The sequence below is a fragment of the Parasphingomonas zepuensis genome, assembly GCF_036663735.1.
Classification (GTDB): Bacteria; Pseudomonadota; Alphaproteobacteria; order Sphingomonadales; family Sphingomonadaceae; genus Sphingomonas.
Genome location: NZ_JAXOJO010000004.1, coordinates 481758 through 506577 on the forward strand (window position 1 = coordinate 481758; position 24820 = coordinate 506577).

General features: G+C 65.5%; 22 protein-coding genes, 1 tRNA gene and 1 pseudogene. 20 read left to right on the forward strand and 4 right to left on the reverse strand.

The features are described 5' to 3' along the window. Positions 1 to 72 precede the first annotated feature (72 nt). Positions 73 to 1812: an alpha/beta hydrolase family protein gene (locus tag U1769_RS17405; protein ID WP_332718502.1), complete on the forward strand. Its 1740-nt coding sequence runs from the start codon at positions 73 to 75 to the stop codon at positions 1810 to 1812. Positions 1813 to 1823: 11 nt separating this feature from the next. On the opposite strand, the gene U1769_RS17410 is transcribed toward U1769_RS17405, so the two are convergent. Then, positions 1824 to 3614: a cation:proton antiporter domain-containing protein gene (locus U1769_RS17410; protein WP_332718504.1), complete on the reverse strand. Its 1791-nt coding sequence runs from the start codon at positions 3612 to 3614 to the stop codon at positions 1824 to 1826. A gap of 429 nt (positions 3615 to 4043) precedes the next feature. Continuing rightward, positions 4044 to 5264, reverse strand: coding sequence for an NADP-dependent isocitrate dehydrogenase (locus U1769_RS17415; RefSeq protein ID WP_332718506.1), 1221 nt, complete (start codon positions 5262 to 5264; stop codon positions 4044 to 4046). Between the two features lie 125 nt (positions 5265 to 5389). Here U1769_RS17415 and U1769_RS17420 point away from each other — a divergent pair, with 125 nt between their 5' ends. From U1769_RS17420 to rpmE, 14 genes are all read left to right on the forward strand, one after another. Continuing rightward, positions 5390 to 6121, forward strand: a complete 732-nt coding sequence (locus tag U1769_RS17420; protein WP_332718508.1) for a phosphatidylserine decarboxylase — start codon at positions 5390 to 5392, stop codon at positions 6119 to 6121. A gap of 22 nt (positions 6122 to 6143) precedes the next feature. Beyond that, positions 6144 to 6971 carry a CDP-diacylglycerol--serine O-phosphatidyltransferase gene (gene pssA / locus U1769_RS17425; RefSeq protein WP_332718510.1) on the forward strand — a complete coding sequence of 276 codons (828 nt, stop codon included), beginning with the start codon at positions 6144 to 6146 and terminating at the stop codon, positions 6969 to 6971. A 537-nt stretch (positions 6972 to 7508) separates the two neighbouring features. Further along, positions 7509 to 8408 (forward strand): 30S ribosomal protein S2, encoded by a 900-nt coding sequence (rpsB, locus tag U1769_RS17430; protein ID WP_332718512.1) that lies wholly within the window; start codon positions 7509 to 7511, stop codon positions 8406 to 8408. Between the two features lie 86 nt (positions 8409 to 8494). Next, the gene (gene tsf / locus U1769_RS17435) at positions 8495 to 9415 is read left to right on the forward strand and encodes a translation elongation factor Ts (RefSeq protein ID WP_332718514.1); all 921 of its coding nucleotides are present in this window, start codon (positions 8495 to 8497) and stop codon (positions 9413 to 9415) included. A 195-nt stretch (positions 9416 to 9610) separates the two neighbouring features. Further along, positions 9611 to 10351, forward strand: a complete 741-nt coding sequence (pyrH, locus tag U1769_RS17440) for a UMP kinase (protein WP_332718516.1) — start codon at positions 9611 to 9613, stop codon at positions 10349 to 10351. Continuing rightward, entirely contained in the window at positions 10351 to 10908 is a 558-nt protein-coding gene (gene frr, locus U1769_RS17445; protein ID WP_332718518.1) for a ribosome recycling factor, read from the forward strand. The genes pyrH and frr overlap by 1 nt, the downstream gene beginning before the upstream one ends. A 14-nt stretch (positions 10909 to 10922) precedes the next feature. Then, positions 10923 to 11648: an isoprenyl transferase gene (locus U1769_RS17450; protein ID WP_332718753.1), complete on the forward strand. Its 726-nt coding sequence runs from the start codon at positions 10923 to 10925 to the stop codon at positions 11646 to 11648. After that, positions 11645 to 12442 carry a phosphatidate cytidylyltransferase gene (locus tag U1769_RS17455; protein ID WP_332718521.1) on the forward strand — a complete coding sequence of 266 codons (798 nt, stop codon included), beginning with the start codon at positions 11645 to 11647 and terminating at the stop codon, positions 12440 to 12442. Before U1769_RS17450 ends, U1769_RS17455 begins: the two co-directional genes overlap by 4 nt. Continuing rightward, complete coding sequence (locus tag U1769_RS17460) at positions 12439 to 13596, forward strand: 1-deoxy-D-xylulose-5-phosphate reductoisomerase (protein ID WP_332718524.1); 1158 nt, start codon at positions 12439 to 12441, stop codon at positions 13594 to 13596. Before U1769_RS17455 ends, U1769_RS17460 begins: the two co-directional genes overlap by 4 nt. Beyond that, positions 13593 to 14726, forward strand: coding sequence for an RIP metalloprotease RseP (rseP, locus tag U1769_RS17465; RefSeq protein WP_332718526.1), 1134 nt, complete (start codon positions 13593 to 13595; stop codon positions 14724 to 14726). Before U1769_RS17460 ends, rseP begins: the two co-directional genes overlap by 4 nt. A gap of 67 nt (positions 14727 to 14793) precedes the next feature. Further along, a complete protein-coding gene (bamA, locus tag U1769_RS17470) occupies positions 14794 to 17541 on the forward strand; it encodes an outer membrane protein assembly factor BamA (RefSeq protein WP_332718528.1) in 2748 nt (915 codons plus the stop codon). Next, on the forward strand, positions 17541 to 18215 hold the full coding sequence (locus tag U1769_RS17475) for an OmpH/Skp family outer membrane protein (protein WP_332718530.1): 675 nt from the start codon (positions 17541 to 17543) through the stop codon (positions 18213 to 18215). Before bamA ends, U1769_RS17475 begins: the two co-directional genes overlap by 1 nt. Further along, complete coding sequence (gene fabZ / locus U1769_RS17480; RefSeq protein ID WP_332718534.1) at positions 18212 to 18688, forward strand: 3-hydroxyacyl-ACP dehydratase FabZ; 477 nt, start codon at positions 18212 to 18214, stop codon at positions 18686 to 18688. Before U1769_RS17475 ends, fabZ begins: the two co-directional genes overlap by 4 nt. A 92-nt stretch (positions 18689 to 18780) precedes the next feature. Further along, on the forward strand, positions 18781 to 19008 hold the full coding sequence (gene rpmE, locus U1769_RS17485) for a 50S ribosomal protein L31 (RefSeq protein ID WP_332718536.1): 228 nt from the start codon (positions 18781 to 18783) through the stop codon (positions 19006 to 19008). Positions 19009 to 19091: 83 nt separating this feature from the next. On the opposite strand, the gene U1769_RS17490 is transcribed toward rpmE, so the two are convergent. After that, positions 19092 to 19394 (reverse strand): plasmid stabilization protein, encoded by a 303-nt coding sequence (locus tag U1769_RS17490; RefSeq protein ID WP_332718538.1) that lies wholly within the window; start codon positions 19392 to 19394, stop codon positions 19092 to 19094. A 224-nt stretch (positions 19395 to 19618) separates the two neighbouring features. On the opposite strand from U1769_RS17490, the pseudogene U1769_RS17495 reads away from it, so the two are divergent. Beyond that, positions 19619 to 20545 (forward strand): annotated as a pseudogene (locus U1769_RS17495) (Acg family FMN-binding oxidoreductase); the annotation flags it as partial. A gap of 100 nt (positions 20546 to 20645) precedes the next feature. Here U1769_RS17495 and U1769_RS17500 read toward each other — a convergent pair. Next, positions 20646 to 20735, reverse strand: a tRNA-Ser gene (locus tag U1769_RS17500). Positions 20736 to 20859: 124 nt separating this feature from the next. On the opposite strand from U1769_RS17500, the gene U1769_RS17505 reads away from it, so the two are divergent. From U1769_RS17505 to U1769_RS17520, 4 genes are all read left to right on the forward strand, one after another. Beyond that, positions 20860 to 21876, forward strand: a complete 1017-nt coding sequence (locus U1769_RS17505) for a lytic murein transglycosylase (protein WP_332718540.1) — start codon at positions 20860 to 20862, stop codon at positions 21874 to 21876. 121 nt (positions 21877 to 21997) lie between these two features. Next, positions 21998 to 23167 carry a D-alanyl-D-alanine carboxypeptidase family protein gene (locus U1769_RS17510; RefSeq protein ID WP_332718541.1) on the forward strand — a complete coding sequence of 390 codons (1170 nt, stop codon included), beginning with the start codon at positions 21998 to 22000 and terminating at the stop codon, positions 23165 to 23167. Then, positions 23164 to 23790 carry a dTMP kinase gene (tmk, locus tag U1769_RS17515; protein ID WP_332718543.1) on the forward strand — a complete coding sequence of 209 codons (627 nt, stop codon included), beginning with the start codon at positions 23164 to 23166 and terminating at the stop codon, positions 23788 to 23790. Before U1769_RS17510 ends, tmk begins: the two co-directional genes overlap by 4 nt. Beyond that, positions 23787 to 24782, forward strand: a complete 996-nt coding sequence (locus U1769_RS17520) for a DNA polymerase III delta subunit-related protein (protein WP_332718546.1) — start codon at positions 23787 to 23789, stop codon at positions 24780 to 24782. Before tmk ends, U1769_RS17520 begins: the two co-directional genes overlap by 4 nt. The last annotated feature ends 38 nt before the right edge of the window (positions 24783 to 24820 follow it).

Genomic DNA, 24820 nt, shown 5'->3' on the forward strand with positions numbered 1-24820 from the left:
GTATGCGCGGTGGCGCATGACGTGGGTCGAGAGCGTCGGCGCCCAGCGACCGCGCCCGCAGGGGGGATGGATATGCACGATCAGCAGCAGGGTTCGGCCGAGCTCGATCCATTCCCGGTGGTCCGCCGCTGGCCCGGCTGGATATTGGCGGCGATCGGCCTGGCGATGATCCTGGGCGGCGCGCTGCTCGCCAGTGCGATCCAGACTTCTGGGGGCACCCGGGTGAGTGATATCCGCTTCAGGGGCGCCGACGGCACTGAGATGAGCGCGCTGCTCTATGTGCCGGCCAACGCAAGCCAGGCGACGCCGGCGCCCGGCATCCTCGCCGTGCACGGCTATATCAATTCGCGCGAGATGCAGGACGGCTTCGCGATCGAGTTCGCGCGGCGCGGCTATGTCGTGCTGGCGATGGACCAGACCGGCCATGGTTATAGCGGGGGCAAGGCGTTTTCGAACGGTTTTGGCGGGCCCGACGGGCTTGCCTATCTCCGTTCCCTGCCGTTCGTCGACAAGGACCAGATCGGGCTGGAGGGGCACAGCATGGGGGGCTGGACGGTCCTGGCCGCGGCGGCGGCAATGCCCGACGCCTATCGCGCGATCGTGCTGGAAGGATCGTCCACCGGCGCGCCCTATGCAAAGGAAGGCACGCCGGCGTGGCCGCGGAATCTGGGGCTGGTCTATAGCCGTTATGACGAATTCTCGCAGCTGATGTGGGGCACCAGCCGGGCGCTGGATGTCGGGCAAAGCGCCAAGCTGAAGCAGCTGTTCGGTACGGCCGATACGGTCCAGGCCGGAAAACTCTACGGATCGATCCCCGCAGGAACGGCACGTTATCTGGTGCAACCATCGACGACTCATCCGGGCGATCATTTCTCCACGGCGGCGATCGGGGCCGCGACCGACTGGTTCGCGCGCACGCTTTCCGGCGGCAATCCGCGCCCGGCCGGGGACCAAATCTGGTACTGGAAGGAGATTGGTACCGGGATCGGGCTGCTCGGCTTCGTGCCGCTGGTGCTCGGGCTGTTCGATCTGTTGCTGGCGTTGCCGTTCTTCGCATCGTTGCAGGGCAATGCCGTCGCCGCGATACCGGCCCGGGACGCGCGGTGGTGGCGCCGGGCGGTGATCGCAGCCGGCGTGCCGGCGCTGACCTTCTTTCCGGTCTTCATCGCGATCTTCCTGCTTTTGCCCGCGACAACCTTCCTGCCGCAGACGGTGACGACTCAGGTGGCGGCGTGGGCGCTGGTGGGGGCAGGAATCACCTGGCTGTTCGGGCGGCGAAGCCTTGTCGCGCGAGGCCCGCAGGCGGACTGGCTGAAGACGATCCTGATCGCGCTCGCGGTGACGGCGATCGCCTATCTGGTTCTTGCGGTGGTGCAGCGCGTGCTGGTGACCGACCTGCGCTTCTGGGTCGTGGCGATCAAGCCGCCGAGCGCCCGGCAATGGCTGATCGCGTTGATCTACGTCGTCCCGATCACGCTCGCCTTTCTGGTGACGGGACGGGTGCTGCGTTCGCTGACCGTGGCGGGCGACCGGGCGGTGGCGCGCTATGCCTCCGCCATGCTGGTGCTGAGCGGCGGGTTCGCCGTGCTGCTTGGCCTCGTCTACGGTATTTTCTTTGCGACAGATATGCTGGTGACGGGTTTCGATCCGCTGACGACCGTCATCGCGATCCAGTTCGTGCCGGTGCTCGCCACGGTGGCGGCGGTGATGACCTTCGCCTGGAGCCGCACCGGCAGCCATCGCTCCGGCTCGGTGCTCGCGGGAATGCTGGTCACGCTGTATGTCGTAGCAGGGACGGCGACTCAGGGCTGATCACGGGGCGATCAGATTTCGACGGGAATTTCGACGGGCGGCTTGCGCGTGCGCCGCAGGCGCGGCTCGTGTTTCATGTCGGCCGCTTCCTTAATCTCCTTGCGCAGCTCATCGCGCTTCTCGTGGATCGAGGCGATCACCGGCCCGACCGCGATGCCGAGATCGACCAGCAGTGCCTCGGATAGCTGGAGCGAACTTTCGAGCGTCTCGGGCACGGCATCCGTCACGCCGGCGCGGTAAAGCTCGGCCGCATGGGCCGTATCGCGCGCGCGGGCGACGATCGTGAGATGCGGCACCCAGCCGCGCACACGGCGCGTGAGCTGAACCGACAGCACGGGATCGTCCATCGTCAGGATCAACGCCTTGGCCCGGCCAAGATTGAGCCGATCGACCAGTTCTGTCCGTGCGACGTCCCCGAAAATGACGGGATAGCCCTGCGCCCGCGCTGCCTTTACCGCATCGATATCGGCCTCGACCGCAACAAAGGGCTGACCATGCACCTTGAGCATGTCGGCCACCATATGCCCGACCCGACCGAAGCCGATCACGACAGTTCCGGGCCCCTCGATCGAGATATCAGCTCCGAGATCGTCGCCGCCGCCGCCGCGTAATTCGATTCGGCGCGCGGTCTGTTGGCCGAGCCAGGCGAGCAAGGGCGTGATGGTCAGACCGATCGCGGTAACGGTCTGCCAGAAGCTCGCCGTCGCCGGAGCGATCAAGCCGGCGGCCGCCGCGGTGCCGAGCACGATCAGCGTGGTTTCGGATGGGCTGCCCATCAGCAGGCCGGTTTCCGCCGCGACGCCGGTGCGGATACCGGCGAATTTGAGCAGGCCGAAGGTAACGAGCGCCTTGACCGCCACGACCGCGACGATCGCCGCACCGAGCGCCGGCCAGTTTTCGAGGATCGAGCCGACGTCGAGGCTCATCCCGACGGTGATCAGGAACACGCCGAGCGCGAGGCCCTTGAACGGCGCGGTCATCACTTCGACTTCGCTGTGATAATCGGTCTCGGCGATCAGCACGCCGGCCAGCAACGCGCCGACGATCGGCGACAGGCCGACCGCCGAGGTGGCGAGGCTGGCAACGATGACCACGAGCAGCGAGGCGGCGAGGAACAGTTCCGGGCTCTTCGTGCGGGCAGCCTGGGCGAAAAGCCGCGGCAGGATCACGCGGCCGCCGACGAACATCGCCGCGATGGTCAGCACGCCGCCGCCGACCACCCGGACGACCGGAGCCCAGCCATCGCCCGCACCGGGGCCCAGCGCTGCCAGCACGAAGATGATCGGGACGAGCGCCAGATCCTCGAACAACAGCATGGCGAAGGCCGAGCGCCCTACCGGACTGGTCGTACCGGCAATGGGCAGGACGAGCGCGGTGGAGGACAAGGCCAGCGCTAGACCAAGGCCGATCGCGCCGGGCCAGCCCTGGCCGGTCAAATGGATCGCGATGCCGATGATCAGGCCTGAGCCGAGCAATTCGGCGGCGCCGGTGCCGAACACCAGCGTGCGCATCGACCAGAGGCGCTTGAGCGACAGTTCGAGCCCGATCGAGAAGAGCAGCAGGATGATGCCGAATTCAGCGAACGGCTCGATCGAGTGTGCGTCCGAAATCGTGATGTAATAGAGCCAGGGATATTGCTTATCGAGCGCGCCGAGCCCCGACGGCCCGACGAGCAGGCCGACGAGGATGAACCCGATGACCGGGCTGATCCTCAGTCGGGCGAATGCCGGGATGACAAGCCCCGCGGCCCCCAGGATGACGAGCGCGTCGCTGAAGCCCTTATTGTCCAATCCCATTGCCATGGGGGCATTTAGTCACGGCAAAAGCGGTTTGTCAGCCAGCGACTGACTCGGAGGGGCCGATTGTCGGCCGCCGGCCTGCAAGGATGATCCGGGCCTGCGGCTTGGGTCCGCCGTCAGGAAACCCATGGCACTGAAAAGTGTGGTGATTTCCCGTGGCAGTTTCGGGAAATGCTCGTGCTGCAGCGATTGCTGCCCGGCTTATATTCGCTCGCTCGATGCCGCTGCGAGGGCGCAGGGCCGGCCCGGGTGATTCGTTAACCATCCCCTGTCGGCGGTGACTGGCATCGATGCCGCGATCAACGCGTCTTCCTCAGGCGGAACAGCAGGCCTGGCGACCATGGGAGGCGAGCCGGCGGAAATGAAGATCGCCGCCGCGATGCCTGATGGGCGCCGCGGCGGCGATCTTCGTCTAAGTGGGGCGACGGAGCCTTATCCTGCGCTGCTCATCGCCGTTTCGAGGTTGATGCGGACCTGCTCGAAGAACTGCTCGGTCGTCATCCAGGGCTGATCAGGGCCGATCAGGATCGCGAGATCCTTGGTCATATGGCCGCTCTCAACCGTATCGACGCAGACCTTTTCGAGCAGCTCGGCAAATTCGGTCACCTCGGGGGTGCCGTCGAACTTGCCGCGATATTTCAGGCCGCCGGTCCAGGCGAAGATCGAGGCGATCGGGTTGGTCGAGGTCGCCTTGCCCTGCTCGTGCATGCGGAAATGGCGCGTGACGGTGCCGTGCGCCGCCTCTGCCTCAACCGTCTTGCCGTCCGGGGTGAGCAGCACCGAGGTCATCAGGCCAAGCGAGCCGAAGCCCTGCGCGACCTGATCCGACTGGACGTCGCCATCGTAGTTCTTGCAGGCCCAGACGAATTCGCCATGCCATTTCAGCGCCGATGCGACCATGTCGTCGATCAGGCGATGCTCGTAGACGATGCCAGCTTCCTTGAACTTATCCTTGAATTCGCTTTCGAAAACCTCAGCGAAGAGGTCCTTGAAGCGGCCGTCATAGGCCTTCAGGATGGTGTTCTTGGTCGAGAGATAGACCGGCCAGCCGAGATTGAGGCCGTAGTGCATCGAGGCGCGGGCGAAATCGCGGATCGAATCGTCGAGATTGTACATCGCCATGGCGACGCCCGACGACGGGAACTGGAATACCTCTTCGTCGATCACGGTGCCGTCGTCGCCTTCGAACACCAGGCGCAGCTTGCCGGGGCCGGGGACGCGATAGTCGGTCGCGCGATACTGGTCGCCGAACGCGTGACGGCCGACGACGATCGGGTGAGTCCAGCCTGGGATCAGGCGGGGAACGTTCTTCATCACGATCGGCTCGCGGAAGACGACGCCGCCCAGGATGTTGCGGATCGTGCCGTTGGGCGACTTCCACATTTTCTTGAGGCCGAATTCCTCGACGCGGGCCTCGTCCGGCGTGATCGTGGCGCACTTCACGCCGACGCCGTATTTCTGGATCGCCTTGGCGGCGTCGACCGTGATCTTGTCGTCGGTCTCGTCGCGCTTCTGGATGCTCAGATCGTAATATTCGAGATCGATATCCAGATAGGGGAGGATCAGGCGTTCACGAATCCATTGCCAGATGATCCGTGTCATCTCGTCGCCGTCGATCTCCACGACGGGCGTCTTCACCTTGATCTTCGCCATCGATTGCTCGCTTGTCCTTTAGGGAGGTTCGGGGAGGCGTCTAGGGGCAAGGCTCGCAGGGATCAACATCGTCGTGACCATGCAGTGACATTGTCTTGCCGGCGTCCAGGGGATAGACCGCGTCGATGGATTCACTCGACACGCCGCCGGTGGGAAACCCCGCGATCAAATGGCGCTTTCCCGACATGCACCCAGAGGGGCGCAAATACGTCCTCATTGCTGGTGCCGCCACGCTGCTCGCCTTGTGGTGGTTCGGCTGGTTCGTCGCCTGGCCGATGGTCGGCCTGACCGTCTGGGTCGCTGCCTTCTTCCGCGATCCGGTGCGCGTCACGCCGCAGGGGGAGGGGCTGATCATCGCGCCCGCCGACGGCCTGATCACGATGATCCAGCGCGTGCCGGTACCGCGCGAGCTCGCCGGGGAGAATGGCCTGGGCGACGCGCCGCTGGTGCGAGTCTCGATCTTCATGTCGGTGTTCGACGTCCACATCAACCGCACGCCGATCGCCGGGACGATCCGCCAGGTCGTCTATATTTCGGGCAAGTTCCTCAACGCAGATCTCGACAAGGCGAGCGAAGAGAATGAACGCCAGCATATCGTGGTCGAAGGCCGCGACGGCCGGCGGATCGGCTTTACCCAGATCGCCGGGCTCGTAGCGCGACGCATCCTCGGCTTCGTCAAGCCGGGCGATATGGTTGCAGCCGGCCAGCGAATCGGGTTGATTCGTTTCGGCAGCCGGGTCGACGTCTATCTGCCCGACGATATCCAGCCCCAGGTCGCGCTCGGCCAGCGCAGCGTCGCGGGCGAGACGGTTCTCGGCCGACCCGGCGTGAGCGCGGCCACCGGCATCGCACAATGACCGGCCCGGCGAGCATGACTCGATGAGACGACCGTTGCCCCGCCGCGCCCAGCGCGGCCTCCCGCTGCGTGCGGTCGCGCCTAACGCCGTGACGGCGCTGGCCCTTTGCTTCGGCCTGACCGGGATTCGCTTCGCCATTTCCGGCCAGTGGGAAACGGCGGTGACGATGATCATGATCGCCGGCGTGCTCGATGGACTGGACGGCAGCGTCGCCCGGCTGGTGCGGGGCGAGAGCCGGTTCGGCGCCGAACTCGATTCGCTGTCCGACGCGATCTCGTTCGGCGTATCGCCGGCCCTGATCGTTTATCTATGGGCTTTGCGGGACGTTCCGCGGATCGGCTGGCTCGTCGCGCTGGTCTTCGCGGTGTTCTGCGCGCTGCGGCTTGCCCGCTTCAACGCCAATATCGACGTAACCGAGCAACCTCATAAATCGGCCGGCTTCCTGACCGGCATCCCTGCGCCGGCGGGCGCAGGCCTGGCGATGCTGCCGCTCTATCTGTTTTTCTGGAGCGGGCAGCCTATCCTGCAATCGCCCTATCTGATCGTGCCGTGGATGGCGTTTATCGCCTCGCTGATGGTGTCGAGCATCGCGACCTATAGCTGGTCGTCGCTCAAGCTCAGGAACAATATCCGCTTCGAGGCCATCGCCGTCGTCGTGCTGCTCGGCGCGGCGCTGATCTCCGCGCCCTGGCATACCCTGTCGGTGGTCTGCATCGCCTATCTCGCGTCGATACCGTTCAGCGTTGTTGCCTATCGCCGGGTCAGGCGGCTGCGCGGAACGGTTGCGACCGAGCCGACGGTGCTGCTGGCGTCACCGGACGAACGCGAGAACGGGGTCGACGATCGCTGAGGATCAGCATCGGTTCGGCGAGGTATGCCGGATCGGCCTCCCCGCGCAGTAGCGCGGCGATCCGCGGGAGTGCCGGGACGAGGGTGAACGCGAACACCGACATCGCCGCAGCCAAGGCGCCGGCGAAAACCACGATTCCAAGAACAGCCATCATCGCCCAACTCCCAGGTTCCACGGGCAAAAACCGAAGCAGCGGCCAATAACGGCCGAGAATGCGTCGCGCCCCTGATACGGACACTGTATGTTCCATATTCGTTCTGTCTGTCAAGCGGCGAAGGCGATTTTGTTGCCATGGTGTTCTTGCCGGAAGGATCGGGATTACCCATTTACCGCTGGTGCAGGTCCTGTCGGATCATCGGAGACCACGCGAACCGGGCTGAAATCGCTGCGCAGGCGGTCAATTCGACTCGCTTGAACTCCACCGCGACATCCGTTAGAGGGCCCGCCTTCACACCGCATGGGAAGCACACATAGCCGGTGTCCGGGGCAACCTGGATTACTCGCTTCCCAGAGGCACAACCGGAAAGGAACTATCTTATGGCGGCTCCAGTCGTCACCATGCATCAATTGCTCGAAACGGGCGCGCATTTCGGCCACCAGACCCACCGCTGGAACCCGAAGATGAAGCCTTACATCTTTGGCGACCGCAACGGCGTCCACATCCTCGATCTGTCGCAGACCGTGCCGCTGTTCGCGCGCGCTCTCGAATTCGTCAACGCTTCGGTCGCGGCCGGCGGCAAGGTGCTGTTCGTCGGCACCAAGCGCCAGGCGCAGGAGCCCGTCGCTGACGCAGCGCGTCGTTCGGGACAGCATTTCGTCAACCATCGCTGGCTGGGCGGCATGCTCACCAACTGGAAGACCATTTCCAACTCGATCAAGCGCCTCAAGACGCTCGAAGAGCAGCTTTCGGGCGACACGCACGGCCTGACCAAGAAGGAAGTGCTGCAGCTCACCCGCGAGAAGGACAAGCTCGAGCTTTCGCTCGGCGGCATCCGCGACATGGGCGGCATTCCCGACGTGATGTTCGTGATCGACGCGAACAAGGAAGAGCTGGCGATCAAGGAAGCCAACACGCTCGGTATTCCGGTCGTCGCGATCCTCGATTCGAACGTGTCGCCGGACGGCATCGCTTTCCCGGTGCCGGCCAATGACGACGCCAGCCGCGCCATTCGCCTGTATTGCGAAGCGATCGCGATCGCCGCGACCCGTGGCGGCAACGAGCAGGTCGCTCGTCGCGGCGTCGATGTCGGCGCAATGGACGCGCCGCCAGTCGAGGAAGCGCTGACCGTCGAGCCGGCGCCAGCCGCTGCCGAGCCGGTCGAAGCGATCGACTTCACGCCGGCCCCGGCACCGGTTGCTGAGGCTGCTGCTCCAGCCGTCGACGATGTCGTCGCTCCCGAAGCGGCCGCCGAGGAAGAGCGTCAGCTCGACGCCTGAGCGTCGCTGAACTGAAATACGGGCGGGGTAGGGCGCAAGCCTTCCCCCGTCCGCAACCATATCCAGAGCACAAGAGGACTAGAGACATGGCCGAGATCACGGCAGCAGCGGTGAAGGACCTGCGCGAGCAGAGCGGCGCCGGCATGATGGACTGCAAGAAGGCGCTGACCGAAACCGGCGGGGACATGACCGCGGCAATCGATTGGCTGCGCACCAAGGGCCTGGCCGCCGCCGCCAAGAAGTCCAGCCGCACCGCGGCCGAGGGCCTGGTCGGCATCGAGGTTTCCGGTACCCGCGGCGCCGCGGTCGAAGTCAATTCCGAGACCGATTTCGTTGCGAAGAACGTGCAGTTCCAGACCTTCGTTCGTGACGTGACCTCGGTCGCGCTCGAGCTGGGCGATTCGATCGACACGATCAAGGCAGCTCAGCTCGGCGGCAAGACCGTCGAGGAAGTGCTGACCAATAATATCGCGACGATCGGTGAGAACCAGACGATCCGCCGCGCCAAGCGCCTCGAAGTGACCTCGGGCGCGATCGTGCCTTATGTCCACAACGCGGCTGCTCCGGGCCTCGGCAAGATCGGCGTGCTCGTCGCGCTGGAGAGCGATGCCGGCGCCGACGTGCTCGAGCCGCTGGGCAAGCAGATCGCGATGCACATCGCCGCAGCTTTCCCGCTGGCGCTCAATGAAGATGGCCTCGACCCCGAGATCGTCGCCCGCGAGCGCGCGATCGCGACCGAGAAGGCTGCCGAATCCGGCAAGCCTGCCGACATCGTCGCCAAGATGGTCGATGGTGCCATCGCCAAATACCGCAAGGAAAATGCGCTGGTCAGCCAGCTGCTGGTGATGGACGGCAAGACCAAGATCTCGGACGTCGTCGCCAATGCCGCCAAGGCAGCCGGCAAGACGATCGTGCTGAAGGACTATGTCCGCTTCCAGCTCGGCGAAGGCATCGAGAAGGAAGTCAGCGATTTTGCTGCCGAAGTCGCGGCCGCCGCGGGCGTCTGATCGCGCTCGATGCATGACAGAAGGGGCGGGGTTCGGCGACGCCGGCCTCGCCCTTCTTGTGTCTGCCGCCTAAATACCTGCGATGAAACGCTTTAATGCGATTTGTGCATCGGTAATGCACAATTCGTCACTGGTATCATCGCTTGGCATCGCGCTGGCGCGCTACTAAGGTCCGCGCCGCCCCTGACCCTCAGCATGTTGGAATTTGTGACCATTACGCGCTTCAAACGCATCCTGCTGAAATTGTCCGGCGAGGTTCTGATGGGGCCCGACGGCCTGTCCATCGATCCCACCGTCACCGCGCGTGTTGCCGGCGAGATCGCCGACGCCAAGGCGCAGGGCTATGAGCTCTGCGTGGTGGTCGGTGGCGGCAATATCTTTCGCGGTATCGCCGGCGCCGCACGCGGCATGGACCGCGCCACCGGCGACTATATGGGCATGCTCGCCACCGTGATGAACGCGCTGGCGGTGCAGAATTCGCTCGAGCAGATCGGCATCGATACGCGCGTCCAGTCGGCGATCCCGATGTCCTCCGTGTGCGAGCCGTTCATCCGGCGACGGGCCGAGCGGCATCTGGAAAAGGGGCGGGTGGTGATCTTCGCCGCCGGCGTTGGCAGCCCCTATTTCACGACCGACAGCGGCGCTGCCCTGCGCGCTGCGGAGATGAAGTGCGATGCCCTGTTCAAGGGCACCTCGGTCGACGGCGTCTATGATGCCGACCCGAAGATCGTGGCGAGTGCGAAGCGTTATGGGACAGTCAGTTACGATACGGTGCTGGCACGCAATCTCAAGGTGATGGACGCAAGCGCCATCGCGCTGTGCCGTGACAACAATATCCCGATCGTCGTGTTCAATATCCGCCAGCCGGGCAATCTTGCCGCGGTGCTGCGCGGCGAGGGCATATCGACGATCGTCCAAAGTGAGGGAGAATCCTGATGGCTGCCTATGACAAGGCCGATCTCGAACGCCGCATGGCCGGCAGCGTCGAGGCATTGAAGCACGATCTGGGCGGCTTGCGCACCGGTCGTGCCTCCACCTCGCTGCTCGATCCGGTGACGGTCGAGGTCTATGGTGCGCACATGCCGCTCAACCAGATCGCGACCGTCTCGGCGCCCGAGCCGCGCATGCTGTCCGTGCAGGTATGGGACAAGTCGAATGTCGGCCCGGCCGACAAGGCGATCCGTTCCGCCGGGCTCGGCCTGAACCCGATCGTCGACGGCACCACGCTGCGCCTGCCGATCCCCGATCTGACCGAGGAGCGCCGCAAGGAGCTCGCCAAGCTTGCCGGGCAATATGCCGAAAAGGCGCGCATCGCCGCGCGCAACGTGCGCCGCGACGGCAATGACAGCCTCAAGACCGATGAGAAGAAGGGCGTCATCTCCGAGGACGAGCGCAAGCGCCACGAAACCGAGGTGCAGAAGCTGACCGACAGCACGATCGCCGAGATCGACGCCGCCGCGACCGCCAAGGAAAAGGAAATCCTGGGCAAGTGAGCGCATCGCCCGCCATGGCACCCATCGCGGCTGGCGGCGCCGGATCATTGCCGCGCCATGTCGCGATCATCATGGACGGCAATGGGCGCTGGGCGAAGAAGCGGCATCTGCCGCGCATCGCCGGGCATCGCCAGGGCGTCGAAGCCGTCCGCCGGGTCTCGCGCGCGGCCCGCGCGATGGGGATCGAGGCGCTGACGCTCTACGCCTTCTCGTCCGAGAACTGGCGCCGGCCGGAGGATGAGGTCAGCGACCTGATGGGGCTGCTGCGGTTGTTCATCCGCACCGATCTCGACGAGATGGCGCGGGAGAACGTCCGGCTGCGCGTTATCGGAGACTATCGTCGCTTCTCCGCCGATACCGTCAAGCTGGTCGAGGATGCGATCGCGCGGACGTCGACCAACACCGGGCCGATCCTGGTGATCGCGCTAAACTATGGGGCGCAGGCGGAAATCGCCACCGCCGCCCGCCGGCTTGCCGAACAGGTGCGCGACGGCACGCTCGACCCGTCAGCGATCGACGAAGCGGCGATCGAGGGGCAGCTCGACACCAGCGAGCTGCCGCCGCTCGACCTGCTGATCCGTACCTCGGGCGAGATCAGGCTGTCGAATTTCCTGCTGTGGCAGGCAGCCTATGCCGAATTGCTGTTCGTCGACACGCTGTGGCCCGATTTCGACGCGGCGACCCTCGCCGACGCGGTCGCGGCATTCGGCAATCGCCAGCGTCGCTTCGGCGGCCTGTGACCACGTCTCCGCCGCCAAGGCGCTCTTCGGACCTCGCCCTGCGTTCGGTCGTCGGCATCGTGATGGTCGCGGTAGCGATGGCGGCATTGTGGTGGGGCGGGATCGTCTTCTGGCTGCTCTGCGTGGTCCTGGGCCTGATCATGATGGCCGAATGGGCCGATCTCGACGGCGTTCCAAAGACGACAAGGCGGCTGGCGCAATATGCGCTGGCGGTTCCCCTGGCGCTGATGGCGCCCACGCTCGCGGCCGGACCCGGCTTCCTGACGCTCGGCGCGACGATGGGCGCGGCCTTCTTCATCGTCATCGTAACGCGCCGCCCGAGCCTCGCATTCGGCGCAATCTATGCGGGGTTGCCGATCCTCGCCCTGTTGCTGATTCGCGAGCAGGCAGACGGGGTTCTGTTCACCCTCTGGGCGCTCGCGCTGGTGTGGATGTGCGACATCGGCGCCTATTTCAGCGGCCGCGCCATCGGTGGGCCAAAACTGGCGCCGGCGATCAGCCCGAACAAGACCTGGGCCGGCCTTGCCGGCGGCGTCCTGCTGGCGAGCGCCTTTGCCGTGGTGCTGCACCTGTATTTTGGCCTACCCTTGCGCCTGACCGTGGCCACGCCCGTGCTTGCGGTGCTGGCGCAGGGCGGGGACCTGTTCGAAAGCTGGCTCAAGCGCCGCGCCGGCGTTAAGGACAGCGGCGATATCCTGCCGGGCCATGGCGGCGTGCTCGATCGACTCGACGGGCTGGTGCCGGTCGCGCCGGTCGCCGCGTTCCTCATCATTCTGCCGGTATTCTACGCATGAAGACGGTCACCATTCTCGGCGCGACCGGTTCGGTCGGCAGTTCGACCCTCGATCTGATCGAGCGCGAGCCGGAGCGGTTTCAGGTGCTGGCGCTCACCGCCAACACCGATGTCGAAAAGCTTGCCAAGGCAGCGATCCGCACCAATGCGCGGCGCGCGGTGGTGGCTGACGAAACCTGCCTTCCCGCGCTGCGTGGCGCCCTGGCGGGAACCGGCATCGAAACCGCGGGCGGCGCACAGGCGATCGGTGAGACCGCCGCGATGGGCGCTGACTGGACCATGGCCGCGATCGTCGGGTGCGCCGGGCTCGAGCCGGTGATGGCGGCGGTGGAGCAGGGCGGCACGGTGGTGCTCGCCAACAAGGAGCCGCTGGTTTCCGCCGGCGAGGTGATCCTCCGCGCGGCCGCATGCCATGGCGCGACTCTGCTGCCGGCCGATTCCGAGCATAATGCGATCTTCCAATGCTTCGACTTCGAACGGGCCGAGCGCGTCCGCCGGATCATCCTGACCGCCAGTGGCGGGCCGTTCCGCGACTGGCCGATCGAACGGATGCGGCAGGTCACGCCCGAGCAAGCGGTGGCGCATCCCAACTGGTCGATGGGCGCCAAGATTTCGGTCGATTCGGCCACGATGATGAACAAGGGGCTCGAACTGATCGAGGCTGCCCGCCTGTTCCCGGTGCCGGCCGAGCGGATCGAGATCATCCTGCACCGGCAATCGGTGATCCATTCGCTCGTCGAATATGTCGATGGATCGACTCTGGCGCAACTCGGACCGCCCGACATGCGCACGCCGATCGCCCATTGCCTGGCCTGGCCGGACCGGATGCACACGCCGATGGCGCCGCTCGACCTGGTGGCGATCGGCCGGCTCGATTTCGAGGCGCCGGACCCGATACGCTTCCCGGCGCTCGCGCTCGCGCGCCGCGCGCTCGATGCGGGCGGGGCACGGCCGGCGATCCTCAATGCAGCCAATGAGATTGCGGTCGCCGCGTTCCTGGCGCGCCGGATCGGCTTCCTCGAAATTGCCGCAATCGTCTCCGATACCCTCGATGGCTACGATCCGCCCGCTCCCGATACGCTCGATGATGTCCTGATGGTGGACGCCGAAGCGCGAAGGCTGGCGGGCGAGCGTGTAAAGGATTGTGTCGTTTGATCACCAGCCCCGGCCTTTTGCTGACCGTTCTTGCGTTCGTGCTCGTCATCGGGCCGCTCGTGTTCCTGCACGAGATGGGCCATTATCTCGCCGGGCGCCTGTTCGGCGTGAAGGTAGAGGCATTCTCGATCGGCTTCGGCCAAGAGGTCTTCGGCGTCACCGACAAACGCGGCACGCGCTGGAAGTTCGGCTGGCTGCCGCTTGGCGGCTATGTACGCTTCGCCGGCGACATGAACCCGGCGAGCGTGCCCGACGCCGACTGGCTGATGCTGCCGCCCGAGGAGCGGGCCAGGACCTTCCCATCCAAGCCGGTGTGGCAGCGCGCGATCATCGTCGCCGCTGGACCCGTCACCAATTTCCTCATCGCCCTCCTGATCCTTGCAGGGTTCGCCTTCGCTTATGGCGACAGTCGCACGCCAACGGTGGCGGGTAATATCACTGCCAACGGTGCCGCAGCGAAAGCAGGTCTGCAGCCTGGCGATCGGATCGTCGCATTAAGCGGTCGCACCGTCGAAACCTTCGGCGACATGGTTCGCTACATTCAGATCAGAGCCGGCGAGCGGGTTACCGTCGATTTTGTCCGTGGTGACACGCCGATGTCGCGCGATGCTGTTATCGGAACGGAGCTCCAGCGCGACCGGTTTGGTAACGAGTATCGTGTCGGTCGACTGGGCATCGAGAATTCGAGGCCCGTGGTGGTGCCGGTCAGCTTGATTGAAGCGCCGGGCGTAGCCGTCCGCCAGACCGGCGAAATCGTGACCATGATGGTCGAGACGCTGGGTCAGGTGATCAGCGGGCGACGCTCGGTCAAGGAACTCGGCGGTCCGCTCAGCATCGCGAAGGTGTCCGGCGAACAGCTGAGTCTTGGCGTTCAGGCCTTCGTCTTTTTTATCGCGATGGTTTCGATTAATCTTGGATTCATCAATTTGTTGCCAGTCCCGATGCTGGATGGTGGCCATTTGTTGTTCTACGCGATCGAGGCGGTGCGTCGTAAGCCCGTCGAGCCCCAGGTGCAGGAGTGGGCGTTCCGCGGCGGCCTCGCTGCGCTGCTGGCGCTGATGCTGCTCGTGACGTTCAATGACCTCGGATCGTTCGGCTTGTGGAACAATCTGGCCGGGTTGATCGGCTGACGTGGTTGAGGCAGGGCAGGCAGCTATGTGCTGCCCGCGCAAATTTTTCCGACTGGGGTGGATTTAAGTGACAGCGATCAAGGTTTCAACACTCGGCGCCCGCGCCACCGTCCTGCTTCTTGCGGGCACGATGCTGTCGGGCGTGCCGTTGGCCGCGAGCGCCCAGACGGCGCCGGCGGCGGGGCCAGCTGCGCCTGCCACCGCACCGGCACCGCAGGAGGCCGCGCCCGTTGCCCCCGCGGTGACGCGTCCGATCAAGTCGCTGCGGGTCGAGGGTTCGCAGCGGATCGAGGCGGAAACGGTTCTGTCCTACACCAAGCTGCGGGTCGGCACGCCGTTCAACAACGAGACGCTCGATCAGGCGATCAAGGATCTCTACGCAAGCGATCTGTTCGCGGATGTTTCGATCAGCGGTGCTGAATCGGGCGACATCGTGCTGCGCATCCGCGAGAATCCGGTGATCAACCGCGTGCTGCTGGAGGGCAACAAGCGGCTGAAGGAAGACAAGATCAAGAAGGAGATCAAGCTCGCGCCGCGGCAGATCTTCACGCGCACCGCGGTCCGCCAGGATGTCGGGCGGATCATCGAGCTGTATCGCCGCCAGGGCCGTTTCGCCGCGGTGGTCGAGCCCAAGATGGTCGCGCTCGACCAGAACCGCGTCGATGTTGTGTTCGAGATCACCGAGGGGCCCAAGTCGAAGGTCCGCCAGATCAACATCCTTGGTAACGAGGTGTTCTCCGACGGCAAGCTGCGCGGCGAGATGGCCACCAAGCAGGCGCGCCTGACCACGCTGCTGAGCTCGAATACGAGCTATGACCAGGACCGCATGGCCTATGACCAGCAGAAGATGCGGCAATTCTACCTGACCAACGGCTATGCCGATTTCCGGGTGACCTCGGCCGTCGCCGAGCTGACGCCGGACAAGAAGGACTTCATCATCACCTATGTGGTGGAGGAAGGCCCGCGCTATAAGTTCGGCGACGTGACGGTCGACAGCGACATCCGCGATTTCGACGACAAGCGGCTCGCGGCCACGCTGCCGATGCACAAGGGCGAGTGGTACAATGCCAAGCAGGTCGAGGATTCGGTCGACTCCCTGAGCGAATCGACTGGCCTGTTCGGCTATGCCTTCACTGAGGTGAACCCGGAGTTCCAGCGCGACCGCGAGACGCTGACGATGGGGATCAATTTCCACATCGCCGCCGCCCAGCGCAGCTATGTCGAGCGGATCGAGATCAACGGCAACACCCAGACCCAGGACAAGGTGATCCGCCGCGAGATCCGCCTGTCCGAAGGCGATGCGTTCAACAGCTTCCAGCTCAAGCGCTCGCAGGACCGGATCAACTCGCTCGGCTTCTTCCAGGAGAAGTTCGAGATCAAGAAGACGCAGGGCTCCGCCCCCGACCGCGTCGTGCTCGAGGCGAATGTCGAAGAGAAGTCGACCGGCGAGCTGTCGCTGTCCGCGGGCTATTCGAGCCTGGAGCGCTTCATCATCCAGGCATCGGTTCGCCAGCGCAATTTCCGCGGCAAGGGCCAGGAACTGCGCGCCAGCGTCAATTATTCCAGCTATTCCAAGTCGGTCGAGGTTGGTTTCACTGAACCCTATCTGTTCGACAAGAACATTGCGGTCGGCGGCGACATCTTCCGCCGCGATTATAACGCGTTCAACTATGTCGGCGACGATCGCCAGACGACCTACACTCAGGTGTCGACCGGCTTCCAGATCCGCGCCGGCCTGCCGCTGACTGAATATTGGTCGCTGTCGGGCCGATATGGCCTGTCCTATGATGAGGTCGGGCTCGACGAGAGCACCTATTTCACGGGCGGCAAGTGCGATAATTTGAAGGCCGGACGGTATCTCTGCGATGCGATCGGCAACCGTGTGACCTCGTCGGTCGGCTTCTCGCTGATCAACGACAGCCTGAACAGTCGCCTGCGACCGAGCGCCGGCAAGCGCCTCGTGCTGAGCGCCGATTTCGCTGGTCTCGGCGGCGATGTGAAATATGCCCGCGCCCGCTTCGAGGGCTCCAAATATTGGGGTCTCGGCAGCGGCTTCATCCTCTCGGCCAACGCCGAGGGCGGGTATATCCACTCGCTCGAGAAGAGCCGCGGCGAGGGCATCGACAAGGTCCGCATCACCGACCGCTTCTATCTGGGCGAGCCAGATTTCCGCGGCTTCGACATTCGCGGCATCGGCCCGCGCGTGCAGCGCATCGGCTACACCACGGTCGACGGCAATCAGGTGCTGAACACCGATCGCAGCCAGTTCATCGACGATGCGCTCGGCGGCCGGGCCTATTATCTGGGCCGGCTCGAAATGGAGATCCCGCTCGGCGCTGGCGCCCGCGAGATGGGCCTGCGGCCGTCGATCTATATCCAGGCGGGTGCCCTGTTCGGCATCACCCGGCCGCCGCCCACCGCGACCTTCCCGGTCTATACCGATCCGTTCACGGGCAAGCAGACGGTTCTGCCGCTCGTTTCGCAGGCGTTCGACAGCGCCGGCCGGCCGCTGTTCCTGGTGCCACAAAGCGATGCGACCGCTCCGCAGAGCTTCACAACCTGTCCGGTGGGCTTCTCGTCCACCTTTGGCGGCGCATGTACTGGCACCTCGGTCAACACGCCGGCTACGAACAGCACGGCACCATTCTTCGAGCGCTTCGGCGGCGATTCCGCCAAACCGCGCCTGTCGGTCGGTGCCGGCGTCAACTGGAATTCGCCGTTCGGGCCGCTTCGCATCGACGTAGCTTATGCCCTGCTCAAGGACCCGAGCGACGATACGAAACTCATCACATTCAACGTAGGGACACAGTTCTAATGAAGACGTACAAGAAGGTTCTGCTCGCCACCGCCCTCGCGGTGCCCGGCACGCTGGCCCTCGCGACCGGCGCCCAGGCGCAGAGCGTCGCTATCGCCGATCCCCAGGCAGCAGTCGGCAATTCCAAGGCATTTGCCGCCGCGAACACGCAGATTCGGGCGCAGTACAAGGCACAGCTCGATCAGGCAGCAACCCGCCGCGCCGCGATCCAGAAGGAGATCAATCCGATCGCCCTGCAGATGGACACCAATCGCGACGGCACCGTGAACGAGGAAGAGCTCCAGGCGGCAGCCCAGGCCAAGACGCCGGCCTTCACCAGCTGGCAGCAGAAGCAGCAGGCAGCGACGGCCGAACTCAATGCACTCGAAGGCCCGGCCGAGCGCGCCCAGGCTTATGCGGTCGAGCAGATCAGCGCCAAATTGCCGGCAGCGATTCAGAGCGCGATCGCCAAGCGCGGCGTCACGGTGCTGCTGCGCCCGCAGGCAGTGATGTTCGTGCAGCCGACGTCCGATCTGACACCGGTCATCACGACCGAGCTGGATGCCGCCGTGCCGACCGTGAGCATCACCCCGCCGGCCAATTGGCAGCCGGGCCAGCAGCAGGCCGCTCCCGCGGCGCCGGCTCCTGCAGCTGCTCGTCCCGCCACGCCGACGCCGAAGCCCACCGGCCGGTGAGCGACACGGTGACGACCGGGGCGCTTGGCCCGCTCGATATCGGGCGGGTCATGGCGGCGCTCCCGCATCGTTACCCGATGCTGTTGGTCGACCGTGTCGAGGAGTTGATCCTCGACCGGTCGATCGCGGCGATCAAGGCGGTGACGATCAACGAGAATTTCTTCCAGGGGCATTTCCCCGGCCGCCCGATCATGCCCGGCGTGCTCATCGTCGAGGCGATGGCACAGGCAGCCGGCATTCTCGCGGTCGAATCGCTCGGGCTGGCTGGCTCGGGCAAGCTGGTTTATTTCATGGCGATCGACGGCGCGAAATTTCGCAAGCCAGTCGAGCCCGGTGTCCTGCTCCGGCTTGAGGTCGAGTTCGTCCAGAAGCGCTCGAGCGTCTGCAAATTCGCCGGCCGCGCGACGATCGACGGGCAGCTCGCCGCCGAGGCGAATTTCACCGCGATGATCGCGGATCCGCCCAAGGCCTGACACCCGCGCAGGTTGCACTCACTGGCCGGCTCTGTTAGGGGCCGCGCCTTCGCTGCTGGTCGGAAACCAGCGGCTTTCCGGAGATTTGGCACGTGAAGAAAGATATCCATCCCGATTATCACACCATCAAGGTGCAGATGACCGACGGTACCCAGTTCGAGACCCGCTCGACCTGGGGCAAGGAAGGCGATTTGATGACGCTCGACATCGATCCGCTCGCGCATCCGGCCTGGACCGGCGGCCGCGGCCAGATGCTCGATTCGGGCGGCCAGGTCGCGCGCTTCAACAAGCGCTTCGGCGGGCTTACCCTCAAGAAGTAATGGCCAGCGCCGTTCGCGGCGCGGCAGTATCGAAAGCCACGCTTCTCCTCGCTCATGGGTGAGGGGATGCGTGGTTTTTCGTGTCAGCCATTGCCTTGGCGGCGGCGGGTCTCCCAGCCTTTCCGCGCCGCTGCCGAGCGATCGGCCGCGCTCCGGCCGGCGGCAGCGCCACCCTTGCGACCGCCCTTGCGCGACGAGACCTGGGTGTCGGGCTTGCCGCGGCCCGATCCGGACTTGTTGCCGCCGCCCGATTCCTTGTTGACCGTCGCCCAGGCGCGCCGCTCGGCTTCTTCGGTAGCGACGCCGCGCTCCTCATAGCTTTCCTCGATATGCTCGGCCTTGCGCTTCTGCTTGTCGGTGTAGCTGCTCTTGTCGCCGCGCGGCATTGATCGTCTCCTTCCCGTTGCAGGAAAAACGATCGAGGCGCATTCCGGTTCAGCGCGACTTGAGGCCGGTTGCCTCCTGACTTCGATCAAACGAACATCGCCGCTACCATTGCATGTCATGGCATGGAGGCACGATGGACAGACGCAGCTTGATGATCGGCGCCGGCAGCACGCTCCTGCTGGGCGGAGCCGGCGCCGCGGCATGGCGATCTTCGGTCGGATCGATGGCCGATTATGCGCGCTATGCGGGCCGCCTACGGGCAGCCCTGCCGGCGGACCCCACGCTCGCCGAGCTCGTCCGTTATGCGACGCTGGCCCCCAACAGCCACAATACGCAGCCCTGGCGCTTTCGCATCGAGGAGGGCGCCGTCACCATCCTGCCCGATCCGTCGCGGGCAACCCCGGCGGTCGATCCCGACAATCATCATCTCTTCGTGAGCCTGGGATGTGCAGCGGAGACGCTCTCCATCGCGGCAGGTGCGGCGGGCCGTCCTGGCGAACTGGAGACCGATGCCGACGCAGGCGGGGTGCGCTACCGCTTCACGCACGGGCGGCACCGGCCGGAACCGCTGCTGAAGGCGATTGCGGCCCGCCAGTCCACCCGGGCCGAATTCGACGGACGTCCGGTGCCGGCGGACACGATCGAGCGCCTGCGCCGGGCCGCAGCCATGCCCGGCGTCCGCCTCGCGCTGCTGACCGAGCGCGGGCCGATCGATCGGGTGCGTGAGCTAGTCGTGGCCGGCAATAGCGCGCAAATGGCTGATCCGGCTTTCATGCGCGAACTCAAGCAGTGGCTGCGGTTCAATCCCGACAGCGCGATGCGCTCCGGCGATGGCCTGTTCTCGGCGACGAGCGGCAATCCCGTATTGCCGACCGCGCTTGGCTCGCTGGCCTTCGATCGGTTTTTCACCGCCGCCGCTGAAAACGACAAATATGCCCGCCAGATCCGATCTTCGGCAGGCATCGCGGTCTTCGTCGCCGACCGCGCCGACCCGGCGCACTGGATCGCGATCGGCCGCGCATGCCAGCGCTTTGCGCTGACCGCGACCGTACTCGGCCTGAAGCACGCCTTCATCAACCAGCCGGTCGAGGTCGCTGCCCTGCGCCAGGACCTTGCCGGCCTGGTCGGGGAGAGCGGGAAGCGGCCGGATATCGTGATGCGGTTCGGCCATGGCCCGGCGGTGCCCTTCTCGCCGCGGCGCCCGGTTGGGCTCGTCACGATATGTCGGTCAGGTCGGGCGGGGCAGCAATTGGCGGAGAGGGTGGGATTCGAACCCACGGTGAGCGTGAACCCACGGCGGTTTTCAAGACCGCTGCCTTAAACCACTCGGCCACCTCTCCGCGCTGATGCCGCTTAGTGCGTGCACGCCGTTTTGTGCAAGGCCTGCGACTATAAGGGGTTCATGTAGGCCGGGGGCTGTGGCAAAGTCCGGCGATGCTGGCATTTCCCAAAAGATTGAGCAGGATGGCGGCTACGACGCTCGCCACGATATTGTGCGTGGCGGTCGGCGGATCGGCCGGTGCGCAGGACGAGGCAGGGTTTCAGTCCTATCTCGGGACCTTGCGGAGCCAGGCTGAGGCACGCGGGGTGAGTCGCGCCACGCTCGACGCCGTGATGCCGGGCCTGACGCTCAACACCCGGGTGATCGAGCTCGACCGGGCGCAGCCGGGAAGCAATTCCAACGCGGCCATTCCCAATTTCGCGCCGTACAAGGCGCAGCACGTCGATACCGCGCGGATCAACCGCGGGCGCCAGGCCTATCTTGCCCAGCGCAGCCGGCTTGAACGAATCGAGCGCGAAACCGGCGTGCCGGAATCGATCATGGTCGCGATCTGGGGGCATGAAACCAATTATGGCGCGGTGATGGGCGGCTTCGATCTGCCGCGCGCGCTTGCGTCGCTTGCCTATGAAGGCCGCCGCCGGGACCTGTTCGCCGATGAATTCATTGCCTCTTTGCTGATGGTCGATCGCGGCGTGCCAATCTCCCGGCTGAAGGGCAGCTGGGCGGGGGCGACCGGCGGGCCGCAATTCCTGCCATCGATCTATCTGCGGCTGGCGCGCGATGGCGACGGCGACGGCCAGGCGAACATCTGGACCAGCGAGGCGGACACGCTTGCCTCGATCGGCAATTATTTCGCCAATGCCGGCTGGCGCCCTGGCCAGCCCTGGGGGCTGGCGGTCAACGTACCGACGAGCTTCGATCGCAACCAGGTGGTCAATCGCACGGTTTCGCCACGCTGCCCGCGCGTGTTCGCGCGGCACAGCGGCTGGAAGACCATGGCTGAATGGCGTGCGCTGGGGCTGGTGCCGCAGGATCGCGGCTGGCCGGGCGACAGCGTGCTGGCGACGTTGATCGAACCGGATGGCGTGGGACGGACCGCCTATCTGCTGACCGGCAATTACCGGGTTATCCTCGATTATAATTGCTCGAACTTCTACGCGCTGTCCGTCGGATTGCTGGCCGATGCCGTCGAGCGGTAGCGGCAGGCCTGGAGTCTGGCCCGGTGCGAAGCCGGTAGGTGACGAGGCCCCACGGCGCGGCTATGCCGATGGTCGAATCCTGCATTTCGAGTAAAACCCCCAAGCGTACGGACCCGTTGTCATGAAGAAACTGCTCGCCGCCTCCGCCCTCGCGATCGTGATGGCATGCCCCAGTGTCGCCGCCGCGCCCGATTTTCAGACGCCCGCGCCCGTCGCCTTCCTGACCGACCTCTCGACCGGCGCGATCCTCTATTCCAAGGATGCGGACCGGCGGATGCCGCCGGCGTCGATGGCCAAGATGATGACCGTCTATGTTGCCTTCGATCTGATCAAGTCGGGCGAGCTGAAGCTCGATCAGCAGTTCGAGGTCCGGCCCGAGACGTGGAAGCAGTGGCACGGCCCGGCCGCGGGATCGACGATGTTCCTGTCGACCGGCGAGAAGGTGAGCGTCGAGAATCTGTTGAAGGGGATCGTGACGCTTTCCGGCAACGATGCCTGCGTCGTGCTGGCCGAGGGCATTTCCGGCACTGAGGCAGCCTTTGCCAACCTGATGAACCAGCGCGCGAAGAAGCTCGGCCTGACCAACAGCCATTTCGGCAATTCCAATGGCTGGCCGGATAATGGCGTGACCTATGTCACCGCGCGCGATCTGGCCAAGCTGGCCACGGCGACGATCCAGGATCACCGGGCGCTGTACAAGCGCTTCTATTCGCTGCCCAGCTTCACCTGGGGCAAGACGCTCGGTGCCGGCTCCGACATCACCCAGGCGAACCGCGATCCATTGCTTGGCCGCGTCGCGGGCGCCGATGGCCTGAAGACGGGTCATACCGAGGAAGCCGGCTATGGCTTCACCGGCTCGGCCGAGCAGAATGGCCGCCGGCTGGTGATGGTGATGGCGGGGCTGACCAGCTCGAATCAGCGCATCTCGGAATCGGTCAAGTTCATGGACTGGGGTTTCCGCGCCTGGCAGGCCAAGCCGATCGTGGCCAAGGGTCGCAAGGTCGAGACGGCCGAGGTTCAGCTGGGCGACGCCAGCAGCGTCGGGCTGGTAGCCCCGGAGAATCTGACCGCGACGATGCCCGCCGGCGTCGCGCCCGACATCCAGCTGCGCGTCGTCTATGACGGTCCGATCAAGGCGCCGATCAAGGCCGGTCAGCACATCGCCGATCTGGTGGTGACGACCCCCGACATGCCGCCGCAGCGCCTGCCGCTCGTCGCCGAGAGCGATGTCGGCGAGGCCGGCTTTTTCGGGCGCGCCTGGTCAGGCCTCAAGGGGCTGTTCGGCGGGTGACTGGACGCTTCATCTCGCTCGAGGGCGGGGAAGGGGCCGGGAAATCGACTCAGGTGAAGCGGCTTGCCGAAGCACTGGGCGCGCGGGGCATCGAGACGGTGGTAACGCGCGAGCCGGGTGGTAGCGAAGGGGCAGAGGCGATCCGCGCCCTGCTGATGCAAGGAGCCGTCACGCGCTGGAGCCCGCATAGCGAGGCGTTGTTGTTCGCGGCGGCGCGCGCCGACCATGTCGAAAAGCAGATCCGGCCGGCGTTGGGTGCTGGCATTTGGGTGATCTGTGACCGCTTCATTGACAGCTCGCGTGCCTATCAGGGTGTTGCCGGCGGGATCGACGACGCCGCCGTGCTGGCGCTCCACGCGTTCGGATCGCGCGGCCTGCTGCCCGACCGGACCTTCGTGCTCGAAGTGCCGTCCGAACAGGGCCGCGCCCGGGCCGAGATACGCGACGGTGCCGCGGCTGATCGCTTCGCCGCGCGGGGCGACGATTTCCATGCCGACGTGGCGGCCGCATTTCGGCGGTTCGCCGCGCATGAGCCCGATCGTGTGCGCCTGATCGACGCATCCGGCTCTCCGGAGATGGTGACAGGCGTATTGATCGCCGAGTTGGGCGATCTGCTGCCGTGACCTTGCCGGTCGGCAACGAGGCGGCACATGCGGCATTCGCATCGGCGATGGCAAGCGGCGCCCTGCACCATGCCTGGCTGTTCGCCGGGCCGGAGGGCGTCGGCAAGGCCAGCTTCGCCCGGGCGGCCGCATTGCGGCTGCTGGCTGAAGGGGCATCGCGCGGCACCTTGCCGCCAGTCGACGGGGTCGGGGGTTTCGAAGTGCCCGAGGGCGATCGGACGCGATCGCTGATCGCCGCCGGATCGCATCCCGATTACCGGGAACTGGTGCGCCAGCCCAAGGATGCGGACAAGCCGGGGCAGGATCTCGCACGGAGCATCCCGATCGCCCAGGTTCGCGCGCTTCAGCCGATGTTCGCGACGACTCCGTCCATGTCGTCGCGCCGGGTCGTGCTGATCGACGCAATCGACGATCTCGAGCGGGGCGGCGCCAACGCGCTGCTCAAGAATCTCGAGGAGCCGCCGGCCGGCACGATCTTTCTGCTGATCAGCCATGCGCCAGGCCGCCTGCTGCCGACGATCCGGTCGCGCTGCCGGTTGCTGCGCTTCGATCCGCTCGACGATCTTGCAATGGCGGACGTGCTGCGCGCCGCGCTGCCGCAGTGCGACGCAGCCGAGATCGCCGCGCTGGTAAAGGCGGGGCAGGGCGCGCCCGGCCGGGCGCTGGGCTTTGCGGGGCTGGAACTGGCCAAGCTCGATGACGCGATGGCGGCGATCGCCCGTGACGGCGATCCCGGCAATGGGCGGCGGACGAAGCTTGCCAAGCTGCTCGCGCCCAAGGCGGCACAACCTCGCTATGAGGCGTTTCTCGATCGCGCGCCGGCCTTTATCGCGGCGGCTGCGCCAGCTCGCACCGGCCGCCGTCTCCAGGTCGCGCTCGACAGCTATGACGCGGCGCGCGCGCTGGCCGCGAGCGCTCGCGGGCTTTCGCTCGATTCGCAGGCGACGGTCTATGAAATGGCCGGGCTGGTTGCGACGCTCGGCGCCGATTGAACAGGTGATCGCCCTTCAATTGAGCGAACCGATGTTCT

Coding starts and splice junctions, on each gene's coding strand:
- U1769_RS17405 (WP_332718502.1), top strand. CDS start 73: ATGCACGATCAGCAGCAGGGTTCGGCCGAGCTCGATCCATTCCCGGTG.
- U1769_RS17410 (WP_332718504.1), bottom strand. CDS start 3,614: ATGGCAATGGGATTGGACAATAAGGGCTTCAGCGACGCGCTCGTCATC.
- U1769_RS17415 (WP_332718506.1), bottom strand. CDS start 5,264: ATGGCGAAGATCAAGGTGAAGACGCCCGTCGTGGAGATCGACGGCGAC.
- U1769_RS17420 (WP_332718508.1), top strand. CDS start 5,390: ATGGATTCACTCGACACGCCGCCGGTGGGAAACCCCGCGATCAAATGG.
- pssA (WP_332718510.1), top strand. CDS start 6,144: ATGAGACGACCGTTGCCCCGCCGCGCCCAGCGCGGCCTCCCGCTGCGT.
- rpsB (WP_332718512.1), top strand. CDS start 7,509: ATGGCGGCTCCAGTCGTCACCATGCATCAATTGCTCGAAACGGGCGCG.
- tsf (WP_332718514.1), top strand. CDS start 8,495: ATGGCCGAGATCACGGCAGCAGCGGTGAAGGACCTGCGCGAGCAGAGC.
- pyrH (WP_332718516.1), top strand. CDS start 9,611: ATGTTGGAATTTGTGACCATTACGCGCTTCAAACGCATCCTGCTGAAA.
- frr (WP_332718518.1), top strand. CDS start 10,351: ATGGCTGCCTATGACAAGGCCGATCTCGAACGCCGCATGGCCGGCAGC.
- U1769_RS17450 (WP_332718753.1), top strand. CDS start 10,923: ATGGCACCCATCGCGGCTGGCGGCGCCGGATCATTGCCGCGCCATGTC.
- U1769_RS17460 (WP_332718524.1), top strand. CDS start 12,439: ATGAAGACGGTCACCATTCTCGGCGCGACCGGTTCGGTCGGCAGTTCG.
- U1769_RS17475 (WP_332718530.1), top strand. CDS start 17,541: ATGAAGACGTACAAGAAGGTTCTGCTCGCCACCGCCCTCGCGGTGCCC.
- U1769_RS17490 (WP_332718538.1), bottom strand. CDS start 19,394: ATGCCGCGCGGCGACAAGAGCAGCTACACCGACAAGCAGAAGCGCAAG.
- U1769_RS17505 (WP_332718540.1), top strand. CDS start 20,860: ATGGCGGCTACGACGCTCGCCACGATATTGTGCGTGGCGGTCGGCGGA.
- U1769_RS17510 (WP_332718541.1), top strand. CDS start 21,998: ATGAAGAAACTGCTCGCCGCCTCCGCCCTCGCGATCGTGATGGCATGC.